Origin of the sequence: Pseudomonas sp. UBA6753, assembly GCF_002453565.1 — a bacterium.
GTDB classification, from domain to species: Bacteria; Pseudomonadota; Gammaproteobacteria; order Pseudomonadales; family Pseudomonadaceae; genus Aquipseudomonas; species Aquipseudomonas putida_Z.
This window is the reverse complement of the sequence record NZ_DKHD01000004.1, coordinates 42,139-57,855: the sequence shown is the minus strand read 5'-3', so window position 1 is coordinate 57,855 and position 15,717 is coordinate 42,139. Positions and strand designations below refer to the sequence as shown.

The window sequence follows — 15,717 nt, the reverse complement described above, 5'->3', positions numbered from 1 at the left end:
GGTTTCACTCCTGGGACAAGGCACCCGATGGCTGATCGAACCAGCGACGCTTCAGCCACCAGGCCACGCCAACCAGCGAGATCAGTACCGGCACTTCCACCAAGGGCCCGATGACGGTGGCAAACGCGACCGGCGAGGCGAGGCCGAAGGTGGCGATGGCCACCGCAATGGCCAGTTCGAAGTTGTTGCTTGCCGCAGTGAAGGCCAGCGCAGTGGTGCGGGGGTAGTCGGCCTCCAGCAGCTTGCCCATCCAGAAGCTGATGAAGAACATGACCACGAAATAGATGGTCAGCGGGATGGCAATGCGCAGCACGTCCAGCGGCAGTTGCAGCACCATGTCGCCTTTCAGGCTGAACATGGCAACGATGGTCAGCAGCAACGCCACGAGGGTCAGCGGGCTGATTTTCGGAATGAAGTGCTCCTGGTACCAGGTGGCGCCTTTACGGCTGATCAGGGTCTTGCGGGTCAGGAAACCGGCCAGGAACGGGATACCCAGGTAGATCAGCACGGATTGGGCTATATCGAGGAAGCTGGTCTCGATGACGCTACCCTCCAGGCCAAACAGTGGCGGCAGCAGGCCCAGGAAGATCCAGGCGTACACGCTGAAGAACAGGATCTGGAAAATGCTGTTGAAGGCGACCAGGCCGGCCACGTACTGGTTATTGCCGCCGGCGATCTGGTTCCATACCAGCACCATGGCGATGCAACGCGCCAGGCCGATGAGTATCAGGCCGGTCATGTACTCGGGCTTGTCGGAAAGGAACACTACTGCCAGCCCGAACATCAGCACCGGGCCGATCACCCAGTTCTGGATCAGCGACAGGGCGAGGATGCGCTTGTCCTTGAAGACCTGTGGCAACTCCTCGTATTTCACCTTCGCCAATGGCGGGTACATCATGACGATCAGGCCGATTGCGATGGGAATGTTCGTCGAGCCCACCGACAGACTGTGCAGCCACGCTGGCAACCCCTGGAACAGGCTGCCGAGAGCAATCCCCAGGCCCATGGCCAGGAAGATCCAGACCGTCAGGTAGCGGTCGAGGAATGAAAGCCGGCTTTTGCTCATGGTGTATCTCCCTGAACGTCAGAGCGTTCCGATGATCGCCAGCTCGGCCTTGAGCCGGGCGGCATCCGGTTGTTCGAAAGGCAATGCGAGAAATGCCTTTTTCTCGGCAGTGGTCAGCAGCAGGCAGCGACGCGCTGTGGGCGGTCACCCATGGTGTCCAGTCGTTTGGCGCTGGTGCTCAACCATTCGCGATTGGCTTCCAGCGTGGTTACCAGGACATCGCGTACCCAGGCGGGCAGCTCTGGATGCAGGCGGTAGTAAACCCATTGGCCCTGCCTGCGGTCTTCAAGCAGGCCGCAGGTGCGCAGTTGTGCGAGGTGGCGAGAAACCTTGGGTTGGCTTTCTTCCAGGGCGCAGATCAGTTCACAGACGCACAGCTCTTCCTCACGAGTGATCAGCAGCATCATCCGAATGCGGTTCTCGTCGGCGAGGCATTTGAAGACCTGGGTCGGGGTCAGCGAGTCAGTCATGGGTGTTCTCGGTGCGGGCAGTTGGTGCCTATGGCGGGGTATTCACTGTATATGTTTTTTCGAATATACGGATTTTCGAATGTATTGCAAGGCCGCCGGATCTGTTCTGCGCACCTTGTGAAAGCAACGGCCTTGCTCAATTCCCAAAGCTGGCGCGATCCCTGTGGGAGCGGCCTTGTGTCGCGAAAGGGCTGCAAAGCAGCCCCAGCAATTTCAACTGTTGCGCATCAAACCTGGGGCCGCTTTGCAGCCCTTTCGCGACACAAGGCCGCTCCCACAGGGTCCCTGTCAACTTGATGAGGCACGGTAGCGTTCTGTCGATCAAGGCTGTGCAAATACGTTTAACATGCTCCAGGCCTGCCCCCATCGTTGAAGAGATCTGTATGGAGTTACGTCAGCTTCGCTATTTCCTGAGTGTTCTGGAGTACGGCAGTCTTGGCCGGGCGGCGGTCGAGCTCGGGATCGGCGCCTCCGCACTGAGCCAGCAACTGTCGAAGCTGGAGAGCGAGGTGAGTACCCGGCTTTTGACGCGTTCGAGCACCGGCGTAGCGCCGACCGCGGCCGGACTGGCCTTCGAATACCATGCGCGTCTTGCGCTTCGTCAGGCGGAACATGCTGTGCTGGCAGCTCAAAGTGGCCGCATGAGCGGCTATGCCAGCGTGGGGCTGGCACCAACCACTGCATCGATCCTTGGCTTGGCGTTGATCGACAGGATGCGCGAACGCTATCCCGACATCAGGCTGCACCTGGTGGAAATGCTGTCTGGTTATCTGATGAACCAACTCAATGCCCGGCACCTCGACCTGGCGGTGCTGTTCCAGGCAGAGACGGGGCCGCGCCTGGAGGTGCGGGGGCTGCTGACGGAGCGGCTGTTTGTGCTGGTTCCCGCACCGCTGGTCAAGGACGGCTGGGGCGAGTCGCTCACGTTGCAACAGATCGCGACGCTGCCGTTGGTTATGCCAAGCACGCAACACGGTCTGCGAACGACGTTGCGCTCGATTTTCGAGCGGGCAGGGCTGGAGGCCAGCATCGTCATGGAAGTCGATGGTTTGTCGCTGTTGATGGATTGCGTGTGTGCGGGCCATGCCGCCACCATCCAGCCCGGCGCGACGGTGGCCCGTGCGCATCAGGCGGGCCTGCGCGTGTTTGCCATCGATGAAGCACAGGCGCAGCGTCGCAATGTCATTGTCAGCCTGACCGATGACGAGCTCTCGCCGGCAGCGTTGGCAACGCGGATCGTACTGCAGGAGGTCGCTCGGGATCTGGTGGAGCAGGGCCGATGGCCTGGGGCCCGGCTGCTTTGACCCGGATTCTGGGTACGCTCTTCCAGCCCCTTTAGAAAAACTGAATGCCTCCCCTCGACGATCGCGTTTCGCGCCCTCCAGGCTCTCATTAAAGTCCCCGGTCACGAGGAGCAGCCGAACATTCGGCTCTTCGTGATCTGGAGGCGAAATGATCGATGTGCTAGTCATCGGAGGGGGCAATGCCGCCCTCTGTGCCGCGCTGATGGCGCGAGAGGCCGGAGCCAGCGTGCTGCTGCTCGAGGCCGCACCCCGCGCCTGGCGTGGTGGCAACTCACAACACACGCGTAACCTGCGGTGCATGCATGATGGCCCCCAGGACGTACTGCTCGAGGCGTACCCGGAAGAGGAGTTCTGGCAGGACCTGCTGAAGGTCACAGGTGGCCAGACCAACGAAAAGCTTGCGCGCCTGGTGATTCGCGCATCCTCCAGCTGCCGTGGGTGGATGCGCCGGCATGGCGTGCATTTCCAGCCCTCATTGTCAGGTGCGCTGCACACCGCACGGACCAATGCCTTCTTCATGGGCGGCGGCAAGGCGCTGGTCAATGCCTACTTCCGCAGCGCCGAAAACCTTGGCGTACAGATACGCTACGACACGCCAGTAGCCGACATCGAACTGCAGGGCGGACGCTTCGTCGCGGCCCATGTGCCGGCGCCTGAGGTTCAGGGGCGACACCTGCCTGCCGAGCGCATCGAGGCGCGTACCTGTGTGCTTGCCGCCGGTGGTTTCGAGTCCAACCGCCAATGGTTGCGCGAGGCGTGGGGGCAGAACGAGCGAGGGGAGTGGCCTTCGGACAACTTCCTTATCCGTGGTACGCGTTTCAATGATGGTGTGCTGTTGCGCCGCATGATCGAACAGGGCGCCGACACGATTGGCGACCCGACCCAGGCACATATGGTGGCGATCGATGCCCGCGCACCGCTATACGACGGCGGCATCTGCACGCGCATCGATTGTGTGTCGCTGGGCGTGGTGGTCAACCGCGACGGCCAGCGCTTCTACGATGAAGGCGAGGATTTCTGGCCCAAGCGCTATGCCATCTGGGGGCGCCTGGTGGCGCATCAGCCAGGGCAGGTCGGGTTTTCGATCATCGACCGGAAAGCCCTCGGGCGCTTCATGCCACCGGTTTTCCCGGGCGCCACCGCCGATAGCCTTGAGGCGTTGGCCGGCCTGCTCGGTTTGCCTGTGCAGGCCTTCCTCGAAACCGTACATGCCTACAACCGAGCCTGCCAGGTGGGCACTTTCGACCACACACGGCTGGACGACTGCCACACCGTTGGCCTGGAACCGGTGAAAAGCCACTGGGCGCGCCCGATCGATACGCCCCCCTACTACGGCTACCCGCTGCGCCCTGGCGTGACTTTCACCTACCTGGGGCTGCGCACCGATGAAACCGCCGCCGTTCATTTCGACGGGCGTCCCAGCCCGAACCTGTTCGTTGCCGGTGAAATGATGGCGGGCAATGTACTGGGCAAGGGCTACACCGCAGGCGTCGGCATGTCCATCGGCACCGCCTTCGGCCGTATCGCCGGAACCAGCGCTGCTGCGGCGGCGGGTTACGAACATCCAGAAAAAGAGAAGAGCCATGACTGCGCAACTGCCTGAACCACGCCAGCCTGATGCCGCCGGGTCGGCCCTCGAACTGATCCCGGTGTTGAACGTCGAGGAGCAGGAAGTGGACCGGCAAATGCGGATCTGCAATGCCTGCCGTTACTGCGAGGGCTTTTGCGCCGTTTTCCCGGCGATGACCCGCAGGCTGGAGTTCGGCAAGGCAGATATCCATTACCTGGCCAACCTGTGCCACAACTGCGGCGCCTGCCTGCATGCCTGCCAGTACGCGCAGCCCCACGAATTCGCGGTGAACGTGCCCCAGGCGATGGCCAAGGTGCGCGGGCAGACATACGCCGAGTACGCCTGGCCGGCCCTCTTCGGGCGGCTGTACAGGCACAACGGCACCTATGTCGCCAGTGCATTGGCCGTAGCCTTGTCGCTGTTCCTGCTGCTGACCTTGTTCGTCAACGGCACGCTGCTGCCCGGGCGGTTGGCTGGGAATTTCTATGCGGTCTTCCCGCACAACACCCTGGCACTGATGTTCGGTAGCGTCTTTGCCGCTGCAGCGCTGGCCCTGGCGGTGGCGGTACGTCGCTTCTGGCGTTCGGTCTCGCCTGCCGAGGCGCTGGCGCAACCGACCAAAGGGGCGGTGTTCGAGGCATCAAGCGCGGCGTTGACCCTGAAATACCTGGACGGCGGGCACGGCCAAGGTTGCAACAACGCCGATGATCGCTACACGCTCTGGCGCCGTCGCTTCCATCACTTCACCTTCTACGGCTTCATGCTGTGCTTTGCCGCCACGGTGGTCGCCACCGGGTATCACTACCTGCTGGGCCAGCAGGCGCCGTACCCGCTGTTGAGCGCACCGGTGTTGCTCGGAACCCTGGGCGGAATTGGCTTGATTGTCGGGCCGGCCGGGTTGCTGGCGCTGAACCTGCGCAGGGCGCCGGAGCAGGGCGATGTGGCCCAGCGCCTCATGGACCGGGCCTTCATTCTGCTTCTGCTGTTGGTCAGCGCCACAGGCCTTGCCTTGCTGGGCCTGCGTGATACCGCCGCGATGGCGATCGTGCTGGCGCTTCACCTGGGGACGGTGATGGCGCTGTTCATCACGCTGCCCTATGGCAAGTTTGCCCATGGCCTGTTCCGCAGCGCGGCACTGCTCAAGTTTGCAATCGAGAAGCGCCGCCCCAACAAGCTGGGCCTGGGCGGGGAGTGAACCATGAACTCAGCCTGTATTTCCCCTGCGCCGTGCCGAGCCGGAAGCAAGGCATTTCGTTCAGCGGTTGGGCCACTTGTCCAGCAGGATCGACACGAACTTCTCCGCTGCCGGCGACAGCGACGCCCCTCTGCGGTAGACCAAACCAAGGGTACGGGTTACCTGGGGTTCGATCAGCGGCACGCTGACCAGCGTCGGGTGGTCGGCGCTGGGCATGGCCAGGCTGGGCATGGCCGACACGCCCAGCCCGGCCTCGACCATGCCCAGCGAGGTGGACAGATGCTGAACCTCGTAGAACCACTTGGGCCGCAGGTTGAGCCCGGACAGGGCATGGTCCAGCAGCATCCGGTTACCGCTAAGCCGGCCTACGCCGATCAGGCGGTAGTCGGCCAGTTCTGTCCAGGTGACGGCCTCACGGTTCGCCAGCTTGTGGTCCCTGCGGCAGGCCAGCACGAAGTGCTCCTGTACCAGGGAGACGAACTCGATGTCCGGGTGCTGGCCGCTCATCATGTTGATACCGAAATCGGCCTCACCCCGCAGCACGGCTTCGAGCCCGTCGTTGGCACTGAGGTCCAGCAGACGAATGCGGATCTTGGGGTATTGCTCGTTGTAGTCACGGATCACCGACGGCAGGAAATAGAACGCTGCAGTCGGAATACAGGCGAGGGTTACCTGACCGGTCTGTCGTTCTGCGAGTTCGCGAATGCTCAGGATCGAGTCTTCGAAGTCATCCAGCAGGCGCCTTGCCTTGGGCAGGAAGTCACGCCCGACGCTGGTCAGGCTGACGCGACGAGTAGTGCGTTCCAGCAACGAAGTGCCCAAGCCTTCCTCGAGCTTCTTGATCCGCCGGCTCAAGGCGGGCTGCGACAGGTGCAACGCTTCTGCGGCTTCGTGGAAGCTGCCGAGTTCGGCGATTTTCACGAAAGATCGTATGTCTTGCAGCTCATATTCCATCTCGGATCGCTCTTGGCAGTCGGTTCTGAATTGATGCTTGAATCGCAATAATAGCTACGATATTTGCATTGGATTGATTTATCCATCCCTGTCAATCTTTTGTCCACAGCATCAATGATGTCCATTGATCAACAAGAGTGCGAAATCATGCAACGAATTCCTTGCGTACTCATGCGCGGTGGCACCTCCAAGGGCCCCTTTTTCCACGCATGGGACCTTCCTGCCAATGTGGTCGAACGCGACGAATTGCTGATCAACCTGATGGGTTCCGGGCATGAACTGGAAATCGACGGCATCGGTGGCGGTAGCCCGCAGACCAGCAAGGTAGCGATTGTCAGCCCCTCGCTGCATGCCGACGCCGACGTCGACTACCTGTTCGTGCAGGTCATGGTCGCCCAGCGCCGGGTTGATACCGCGCCCAACTGCGGCAACATGCTGTGCGCCGTTGGCCCGTTCGCCATCGAGCAAGGGCTTGTCAAAGGCCAGGACGGCAAGACGCTGGTGCGTATTCGCAACCTCAACACCGGCACTTTCGTCAATTCGCTGGTGGAAACCCCCGGCGGCATCGTGCGCTATGAAGGCCGCACGGCGATCGATGGCGTACCGGGCACTGCCGCTCCGGTGCACCTGACCTTCCTCGATGCGGTCGGCAGCAAGACCGGCAAGCTGTTCCCGACCGGCAAGGCCAAGGATGTGATCGACGGCGTTGCGGTCACCTGCATCGACATGGCCATGCCGATGATGGTGGTGGAGGCCAGCCAACTGGGCGTCACCGGCTCGGAATCCCCGGCCGAACTCGACGCCAACGGCGAATTGCTCGAGCGCCTCGAGGCGTTGCGGCTGAAAGCCGGCAAGGCCATGGGCCTGGGCGATGTCAGCGGCATGGTCATCCCCAAGCCTGTGCTGGTGTCCAAGCCCCGCTATGACGGCACGTTGCAGGTCCGCTACTTCATGCCGCACAACTGCCACCGTGCCTTGGCCATCACCGGAGCGATAGGGCTGGCGACTGCCTGCGTCAGCCCGGGTACGGTGATCGGCGAACTGCTGGGCGAGGGCGCCGAGCAACTGGCCGAGGTACGCCTGGAACACCCAAGCGGCGGTATCGATGTCGCGCTGTCACGCAGCGGCGCCGATGGCAAGACGATTCAGGCCTCTGTGGTGCGAACCGCCCGGCGGCTGTTCTCAGGCTTCGTTTACGCGCCTACATTCCGCAGGTTGGCGGGGTAGGCCCAGGCGGTAGTCCAGACCTGTACATTCGCAACAAGCGCATCCGCACAATTTCAACAATGGGTGATGCCTCATGAGACTCGCCAAATCGCTGTACTTCCAGATCCTCTGCGCCGTCCTGCTGGGCGTGGTGGTCGGTCACTTCTGGGCGCAACAGGCCGTTGCGCTCAAGCCCCTGGGTGATGCGTTCATCAAGCTGATCAAGATGATGATCGCGCCGGTGGTCTTCTGCACCATCGTCACCGGTATCGCCGGGATGACCGACAAGCGCTCCCTCGGGCGTTTGATGAGCAAGACCTTGCTGCTGTTCCTGGTATTGACCGTCATCAGCCTGATGATCGGCCTGGCAGCGGTTTACCTGTTCCGCCCAGGTGTCGGCATGAACATCGACCCCGCCACGCTAAGCACCGCGGGGCTCGGCCAGTACGCCGCGTCTGCGGCAAAGCTCAGCGTGGTCGATTTCTTCATGCACATCATTCCCGACACCTTCATCGGGGCGTTCAACAAGGGCGAAGTGTTGCCGGTGCTGTTCATCGCGGTGCTCAGCGGTTTTGCCCTGTCGTCCATGGGCGAGAAGGGCAAGCCGGTACTCGATGTGCTGGAATCTGCCTCGACCATGGTGTTTCGCATCTTTGGATACCTGATGCGCTTCGCCCCGGTCGGCGCCTTCGGTGCGCTGGCCTTTACCGTCGGGCAGTACGGCGTGACGTCCCTGGGGGCACTGGCCAAGCTGGTCGGTACGCTCTACATCGCCTGTGCGTTCTTCGTGCTGGTGGTGCTCGGTGGTATCTGCCGTGCCCATGGTTTCAGCCTGTGGAAGCTGCTGCGCTATTTCCGCGAGGAGTTTCTGGTGGTGCTCGGCACCTCGTCCACCGAGCCCGTGCTGCCACGCATGCTGGAGAAACTGGAGAAATTGGGCTGCAAGAAAGGCGTGGTCGGGTTGGTATTGCCAACCGGTTACTCCTTCAACCTCGACGGTACAGCCATCTACCTGTCGTTGGCGGCAGTCTTCATCGCTCAAGCCTGCAACATCGACCTGAGCCTGGGCCAGACGGTGACGATGCTGGCGATCATGCTGTTGTCGTCAAAAGGCGCAGCGGGTGTGACCGGTAGTGGCTTCGTTGCACTGGCTTCGACCTTGACCGTGATTCACGACATTCCGTTGGCAGGGCTTGCCTTGCTGATCGGCATCGATCGCTTCATGTCCGAGGCGCGTGCCCTGACCAGCCTGGCCAGCAACGCCGTGGCCACCGTGGTCATCTCGCTGTCGGAGAATGCCTGTGAACGGGAAACCTTGCTGCGCCGCCTGAACGGCATTCCGGCTGCACCGGACGAGGCGGATATTGCGCAGGCCGACTGGTCTGCCGAGCCTCGGCATCACAGCTGAAAGCCTCTTCCATCTCCCATTGTTGACTTAAAATCCCACTCAGCATCCTGGCGATGCCGAGTGGGGTAGGGGGCCGTCTGCCTTGCCGATGGCCGCGATAGAATAAAAACAAGAGAAAAGACCATGCTCGCACTCCTGGGCCTGATCATGGTGGTGACCTTCACCTACCTGATCATGAGCAAACGCCTGTCGCCAATCGTTGCGCTCACCGTGGTACCCATTGTCTTCGCTGTGATCGGTGGCTTCGCCCCCGAACTGGGCAAGATGATGCTCGATGGCTTGAAAATGGTGGCGCCCTCGGCAGCGCTGTTGCTGTTCGCCATCCTGTTCTTCGGCCTGATGATCGATGCCGGCCTGTTCGACCCGCTGATCCGCAAGATCCTCAAGCGCGTCAATGGCGACCCGGTCAAGATCGCCATCGGTACCGCGCTGCTGTCGCTGCTGGTGGCGCTCGACGGTGACGGCACCACCACCTACATGATTACCTGCGCAGCCATGCTGCCGCTGTACAAGCGCATCGGCATGAACCCGATGATCCTGGCCACGGTATCCATGCTGTCGCTGAGCATCATGAGTGGCATGAGCCCTTGGGGTGGGCCGGCCACCCGGGCCATTGCCGCGCTCGGGCTGGATGCGACCGAGTACTTCATCCCGATGCTGCCGACCGTGATCGGCGGTGCGGCCTGGGTGGTGTTCACCGCCTTCCTGCTGGGCCGCGCCGAGCGCCGACGCATCGGCAACATCGCCCTGGAGTCGGGTGGCGGCAACTGCTACATCAAGGAAATCCTCGGCGACAACCCGCACAAGCGCCCGCGCCTGGCGTATGTGAACCTGGTGCTGGTGATTGCCGTCATGACTGCGCTGGTGATGGGCGTCATGCACTCCGCTCTGTTGTTCATGATCGGTTTCGTCGCAGCGCTGATGATCAACTACCCGCAACTGGATCTGCAGAAAGAGCGCATCCTCGCCCACTCCGGCAACGCCATGACCGTGGTACTGCTGGTATTCGCCGCAGGCATCTTCGCGGGGATCTTCTCGGGCACCAAGATGGTCGATGCACTGGCGCAGACCCTGGTCGACTGGATTCCCGAGGCTTGGAGCCACTGGTTCCCGCTGGTGGTGGCGCTGACCAGCATGCCGCTGACCTTCGTACTGTCCAACGACGCTTACTACTTTGGCGTGGTGCCGATCCTTGCCAACGCTGCGGCCGCCTACGGCATCGACCCGGTTGAAATCGCCCGCGCCTCGGTGCTGGGGCAGCCGGTGCACCTGATGAGCCCGCTGGTGGCCTCGACCTTGCTGCTGGTGGGCATGGTCGATCGCGACATCGGCGACTTCCAGAAGGCCACCGTGAAATGGGCGGTGCTGACATCACTGGTCATCACCGCACTGGCCTTGGTCACGGGTGCCTTGTCCTTCTTCGTCTGATCTGCCTCGGGTGCTGCTGGCGCCCACCTCATCCAAGAACAACAACAGAGTATCGAAAATGTCCCGAATTGTTTTCCGTGGGGCCACCTGTGGCCTGCTCTGCGGCTGGCTGCCTGTGGCCGGCGCTGCCGGATTCATCGACGACGGCAAGCTCAAGCTGCAGCTGCGCAACGTTTACTTCAACGAAAACTTCCGCGACGAACAAGGCATGAGCGCCCGCGCTGCTGCAACTGCAAAGAGCGAGCGTGTGGAATGGGCACAGGGTTTTCTGCTCGACTACCAATCAGGGTTCACCCAAGGCCCGCTGGGGCTGGGGCTCGATGCCCTGGGGCTTGTAGGCGTACGGCTCGATTCGGGCCGCGGGCGCAGCGGTACCGGCTTGCTGCCGGTGCATGACGATGGCCGTGCCGCGGACGAGTTCGCCAGTGCCGGTGTGACGGCCAAGGCGCGACTGGGGCAGACCATCGTCAAGCATGGCACCTTGCTGCCCAAGACACCGGTGCTGGTGTACAACGATGCGCGATTGTTGCCGCAGACCTACCAGGGTACGCAGCTGACCAGTACTGATGTCGATGGCCTGACCCTGACCGCCGGCCACCTGGACCGTTTCAAGCAGCGGGACTCCTCCGACAGCACCGGCCTGTTCCTGGATGGTTACAGTGGCAGCGAGTCTGGCGATTTCAGCTTTGCGGGGGCCGAATATGCCGCCAGCAAGCAGCTGCGCTTGAGCTATTTCCACGGCCAGCTCGAACACTTCTATCGCCAGGACTACCTAGGCCTGATCCACGACCTGCCGTTGGCCGGCGGTATATTGACCACCGACTTGCGCTATTTCAAGAGCCGCGACAGCGGGGCCGCTCATGGTGGTCAGATAGACAATGACATGTTCAGTGGGCAGCTGTCCTATACCCACTCCGGGCACACTGTCGGTGCCGGTTACCAGGTGCTCGACGGCGAGGCAGGGCTGCCATACATCAGCGGCGCGACGGTCTACTCGTTCAGTAACGTCGGCATCGGCAAGTTCATCGAGGAGGAAGAGAAAACCTGGATGGCCAGCTATGCCTACAACTTTGCTGCGGCCGGTGTCCCCGGGCTGACCTTCATGGCGCGCTACCTGAGCGGGGACAACGGTCGCTCGGCTGATGCCGGGCTCAGCGAGTGGGAGCGTGACGTGGAGCTTGCCTATGTGGTGCAATCCGGGCCTGTCAAAGGTCTGGGTGTGAAGCTTCGCAACTACGTCTACCGCTCTGACTTTTCCCGAGGGCGCGACAGCAACCGGATCTACCTGACCTACGATATTGCGATCTGGTAATGCGGCCGTGCGAGCATGCATGCCTCGAGGTGCTTGCTCGCACGCGTTTCATGCTTTGGACGGCTGTGGCGCTTTCTTGCCCAGTCGGATCAGCTCATTGGAGAAGCACAGGCCGAAGAGAATCAGCCCGGCCCCCAGGTACAACGTGTCCCGCGGTACTTCATTGAGCACCACGAACGCCAGCAGTGCGGCAAACAGCGGCTCGGTCAGCTCCAGCGCCTGGACTTGCGAGGGTTTCAGGTACTCGATGGCCTTGGTGGTACAGAAGAAGCCGAGGATGGTCGGCAACGCGGCCAGCGCCAGCAGTGCCATGACCGCCACCAGCGACAGCTCGCCAATGTTGAACCCATCGGTTGCAGCCGGCATCAGCAGGTAGAGGCTGCCGAAAAACAATAGTTGCCGAGTGAAATGCAGCCCCCCGGAAACGCCCATGCGCTTCATGGCAACCGAAAATGCGCCATAACCGCAGCCTCCGATCGAAGCGAGCACTGCACCTTGCAGCGTAAAGCCTTGTTCCAGGTCGGCGCCAAAAATCACGGCAATGCCAGCTATGGTCAAACCGGCGCCTACCGTCGCGTTGGCGGTGATCGGGTCCTTGAGAACTATTCGCCCCAGTAATATCGAAGATATGGACGCGCTTGCCATCAGGATCACCACGACGCCTGCCGCGGCGTAATGGCTATAGGCCGAGGTTTCAAAGTGGAACAACACAAAAATGCCGAGAAATGCGCAAACGGCAGCATGGAACCACTTGGCCGTATGCAGGGGCCGCTTTAGAAACAGGAGCAATGCTGACAGCAACAGGCAGCCGAGGACTGTTTTTATCAGGGCGATGCTGCTGGAGCTGAATCCACTGTTCATCAACACTTTGCTGAGTACGCCGATCGTTGCATTCAATGCAGCGGCGAAGAGTGCAAAGAGTACGCCTTTGCCGAAATGAGATTGCATTTGTACATTCCTTGTTATTGGCTTTATGCCTTCGCCCGGTCGACATGCAGGCGATTGCGGCCCGCCTGCTTGGCGATGTAGAGCGCCCGGTCGGCGCGTTCAATCAGCGATGGTGGGCTTTCGAGGGCCGCTCCATCGGCGCAGGCGATGCCGATGCTGGCGGTCACATGCCCGAAAGGGCTGCCTTTGTGAGGGATAGGTTGCAAGGCCAGGCGCTCGAGCATCAGCCTGGCGACGACGGCCGCTCCGTCGTTGTCGGTATCGGGCAGGATCACGGCCAGTTCCTCACCCCCGTAGCGTGCCAGCAGGTCACGAGGGCGGCGGATGCAGGAAGAGAGCAGGGCAGCCATCTGCTGCAGGCAGGCGTCGCCAGCCGGATGCCCATAGGTGTCGTTGTAGCGTTTGAAATGGTCGATATCGATCATCAGCAAAGCCAGCGTGGTGCCGTTTCGATGGGCGGTGCGGATTTCCTGGGTCAGCGCCTCGTCAAAGCAGCGCCGGTTGGCAAGCCCCGTGAGCGCATCGTGCATTGCCAGGCTTTCGAGTTGTTGATTGCTCTCCAGCAACTGCTGCTGGGTCAGTCGAAGCTCGCTTTCGACCGCACTGCGCCGGCTCATGGCGCGAATCAGCAGCCAGCCAATGGCCCCGATCAGTGCCAGCAGCGCAGCGACCACCAGTGACGACAGCAGCGCCTCGAGCCGCCAGGCCGAGAGTGCTTCCTGCTTGCCCAGCGCGACCGTTGTCACCAGGGGTAGCTTGTCGCTCTTGCGAAACGCATAGAGGCGCTCCACGCCGTCCAGGCTGGAGGTGAACGATGCGGTGCCCGCTGGCTGGTCAACGAGATACTTGGTAAAGATGGGCGACTTCGAAAAGTTGCGCCCCATGTCCTGTTCCCGAAATGGGTAGCGCACCAGCATGGAACCGTCGGTGTAGGCCAGCCCGATGGCACCGTCATGGCCGACATCCAGTTTGCCGAAAAGCTGCAGGAAGTTCTCCACGCCAAGCGTCATGGCGACAACGCCGGCGAACTCGCCGTGGTCATCGTTGAACCGCCGGCTGATGGTGATCACCCATTCCTGGTTGACGCGGCTACGGATTGGCAGCCCGATGAAGGGGTCGCGGGATGGGTCGTCACGGTGGTGGATGAAAAAGGCTCGATCGCTGCTGTTGGCACCGACGGGTGTCGGCTGGTTGGACGACATCAGCCAGCGTCCGTCCCTGGCGTAGATCATGATGCCGCTCATCGGCGGCATCAATGGTTGCTGGCGCTTGACCAGTTGATCCAGACGTTCGATCTGCGCAGGCCCGGCGCCCTCGGTTTCCAGGCGCTCGACCAGGCCGAGCAGCAGCATCGAGCTCTGCCGGACGATACCTTCCGAATAGGTGGACAGTGCCTGGGTCAGGTTCAGGCCATGGACATTGACGTCTTCCAGGGCGCGCTCGCGAGAAGCCATGACCTTCCACAGCGTTAACGAGGCGAGAGAGCAACCGATGACCGATAGCAGTAGCACAACGAGGTGGATGTCACGCTTCACGTCAATTCACACGCCTTTTTCCCTAAAGACCAAGTTGAGCGTCGACACGCTTTAACTAACCAGACGGTCAGGAAGTAACCATCTGGTTCATGTGCAATAATATAACACCGAAGTTGCCGGAGTGTTCGACAGAATTACGCGCTCTGTCAGAACCCGTTTGTTATCTTCCGCCAGGTTTTGCAGAAGTTTGAACATGACGAGAGGGCAAGTAACCCTGGACGTAGCGCACGGTCTTTTCCAATGTTCGCGCCATGTCGGGATGTGCCAACTGATACTTTTGTTCCAGTTGCTGGCTGTCACTCATGTCGAAGCGCTGCGTCTGGATGAAGTTCAATGACTCGGCGCTGATCGACAATCGGGTGGCCAGGCCGGGAATCGCCAATAGCCACTTCAGCAACCCTATGGGTACATGGCGGCGGGGTGCCTTGATATCCAGCGTTTGTGCCAATTGCTCGAGCATTCCCTGCAGGTTCGGGGTGTGCTCATACAGCGCCAGGACCTGCCGGTTGGCCATCGACGGGTCGAACGCCACGCAGATCATCATCTTTACCAGGTAATCGACGCTGACCAATGGCAACCAGTGCCTGGCGGAACCAGGGACAGCCTTGAACCGGCCCAGTGCCAGGTTTCGAATGAGGTCGGCCAGAGGTTGCCCTTGAGGGATATGCCCGCTCTCGCTATGGCCACACACCGTAGCAGGATGAACGATCGTGTAATCCGCGCCTGCCTCCTGCATGTAGCGGATGACTGCAAAATGGGACTCCAGCTTGCTGCCTTCGTAGCCACCCACACGGCCGTAGACTGCAGGCCAATTGGTGTTTTCAGGGCGCTCGTGATCAACCCCGATACTTGAAAGATGGGTAAGGTTCTGCAGCATATAGCCGCCCACCATCAGCAAGCGAATACGCTGGCTCGCCGCGAGCCTGGCGACTCTCAGCGCCCCTTGTACATTGACTGCGCGGGCCTGCTCCATTGTCAGGCCCCAGGTAAACTGCGCCGCGAGGTGGAAGATCACAGCGACGGAAGCTACGCATTGCCTGTCTGTTTCGCTGAGTCCAAGTCCATCCCTGCTGATGTCTCCTTCAACTGCATTATATGCAGGGTTACCTCCCAGTTGGCTTACTTGCGCTTTGAGGCGTTCGATATTTTCAGGGTTGCGCATGAGCACCCAGGTCTTGTGCCCTGTCGCAGTAAGACGGGCCAGTAGGTGTTGGCCGACAAACCCACTGCCGCCGGTGACGAAGCATTCCACGCTCATATCTGAATCCTTGTCTGGATGATTGGCGCAGGCTAAGGTGTAGAGCGTACTCTACAGTCAAGG

General features: G+C 61.2%; 13 protein-coding genes. 7 read left to right on the top strand and 6 right to left on the bottom strand.

What is annotated here, in order from left to right; genetic code table 11:
- Positions 1-4: 4 nt before the first annotated feature.
- On the bottom strand, positions 5-1,066 hold the full coding sequence (gene arsB, locus B2790_RS02940; RefSeq protein ID WP_286100052.1) for an ACR3 family arsenite efflux transporter: 1,062 nt from the start codon (positions 1,064-1,066) through the stop codon (positions 5-7).
- 113 nt (positions 1,067-1,179) lie between these two features.
- Positions 1,180-1,536: a metalloregulator ArsR/SmtB family transcription factor gene (locus B2790_RS02935; protein WP_075045497.1), complete on the bottom strand. Its 357-nt coding sequence runs from the start codon at positions 1,534-1,536 to the stop codon at positions 1,180-1,182.
- Between the two features lie 383 nt (positions 1,537-1,919).
- Between B2790_RS02935 and B2790_RS02930 the strand changes: the two genes are divergently transcribed.
- From B2790_RS02930 to tcuB, 3 genes are all read left to right on the top strand, one after another.
- A complete protein-coding gene (locus B2790_RS02930; protein WP_286918223.1) occupies positions 1,920-2,840 on the top strand; it encodes a LysR family transcriptional regulator in 921 nt (306 codons plus the stop codon).
- Positions 2,841-2,988: 148 nt separating this feature from the next.
- Positions 2,989-4,443, top strand: a complete 1,455-nt coding sequence (gene tcuA / locus B2790_RS02925; RefSeq protein ID WP_286918221.1) for an FAD-dependent tricarballylate dehydrogenase TcuA — start codon at positions 2,989-2,991, stop codon at positions 4,441-4,443.
- Positions 4,424-5,605: a tricarballylate utilization 4Fe-4S protein TcuB gene (gene tcuB / locus B2790_RS02920; RefSeq protein ID WP_286918219.1), complete on the top strand. Its 1,182-nt coding sequence runs from the start codon at positions 4,424-4,426 to the stop codon at positions 5,603-5,605. Before tcuA ends, tcuB begins: the two co-directional genes overlap by 20 nt.
- Before the next feature lie 60 nt (positions 5,606-5,665).
- On the opposite strand, the gene B2790_RS02915 is transcribed toward tcuB, so the two are convergent.
- Positions 5,666-6,559, bottom strand: coding sequence for a LysR family transcriptional regulator (locus tag B2790_RS02915; RefSeq protein WP_013972231.1), 894 nt, complete (start codon positions 6,557-6,559; stop codon positions 5,666-5,668).
- Positions 6,560-6,706: 147 nt separating this feature from the next.
- Here B2790_RS02915 and B2790_RS02910 point away from each other — a divergent pair, with 147 nt between their 5' ends.
- The 4 genes from B2790_RS02910 (at position 6,707) to B2790_RS02895 (ending at position 11,913) form a co-directional block, all read left to right on the top strand.
- Positions 6,707-7,786 carry a 4-oxalomesaconate tautomerase gene (locus B2790_RS02910; protein ID WP_003256767.1) on the top strand — a complete coding sequence of 360 codons (1,080 nt, stop codon included), beginning with the start codon at positions 6,707-6,709 and terminating at the stop codon, positions 7,784-7,786.
- A 73-nt stretch (positions 7,787-7,859) separates the two neighbouring features.
- Entirely contained in the window at positions 7,860-9,173 is a 1,314-nt protein-coding gene (gene dctA / locus B2790_RS02905) for a C4-dicarboxylate transporter DctA (protein ID WP_025339496.1), read from the top strand.
- A gap of 123 nt (positions 9,174-9,296) precedes the next feature.
- Entirely contained in the window at positions 9,297-10,601 is a 1,305-nt protein-coding gene (locus B2790_RS02900) for a CitMHS family transporter (RefSeq protein WP_025339495.1), read from the top strand.
- 58 nt (positions 10,602-10,659) lie between these two features.
- Complete coding sequence (locus tag B2790_RS02895) at positions 10,660-11,913, top strand: OprD family porin (RefSeq protein ID WP_286918217.1); 1,254 nt, start codon at positions 10,660-10,662, stop codon at positions 11,911-11,913.
- 48 nt (positions 11,914-11,961) lie between these two features.
- Here B2790_RS02895 and B2790_RS02890 read toward each other — a convergent pair whose 3' ends face one another.
- The 3 genes from B2790_RS02890 to B2790_RS02880 form a co-directional block, all read right to left on the bottom strand.
- Entirely contained in the window at positions 11,962-12,861 is a 900-nt protein-coding gene (locus B2790_RS02890; RefSeq protein WP_075045491.1) for a DMT family transporter, read from the bottom strand.
- 23 nt (positions 12,862-12,884) lie between these two features.
- Positions 12,885-14,396, bottom strand: coding sequence for a sensor domain-containing diguanylate cyclase (locus B2790_RS02885; RefSeq protein WP_137164229.1), 1,512 nt, complete (start codon positions 14,394-14,396; stop codon positions 12,885-12,887).
- Between the two features lie 160 nt (positions 14,397-14,556).
- Positions 14,557-15,654: an SDR family oxidoreductase gene (locus B2790_RS02880; protein ID WP_286918214.1), complete on the bottom strand. Its 1,098-nt coding sequence runs from the start codon at positions 15,652-15,654 to the stop codon at positions 14,557-14,559.
- Between the last annotated feature and the right edge of the window lie 63 nt (positions 15,655-15,717).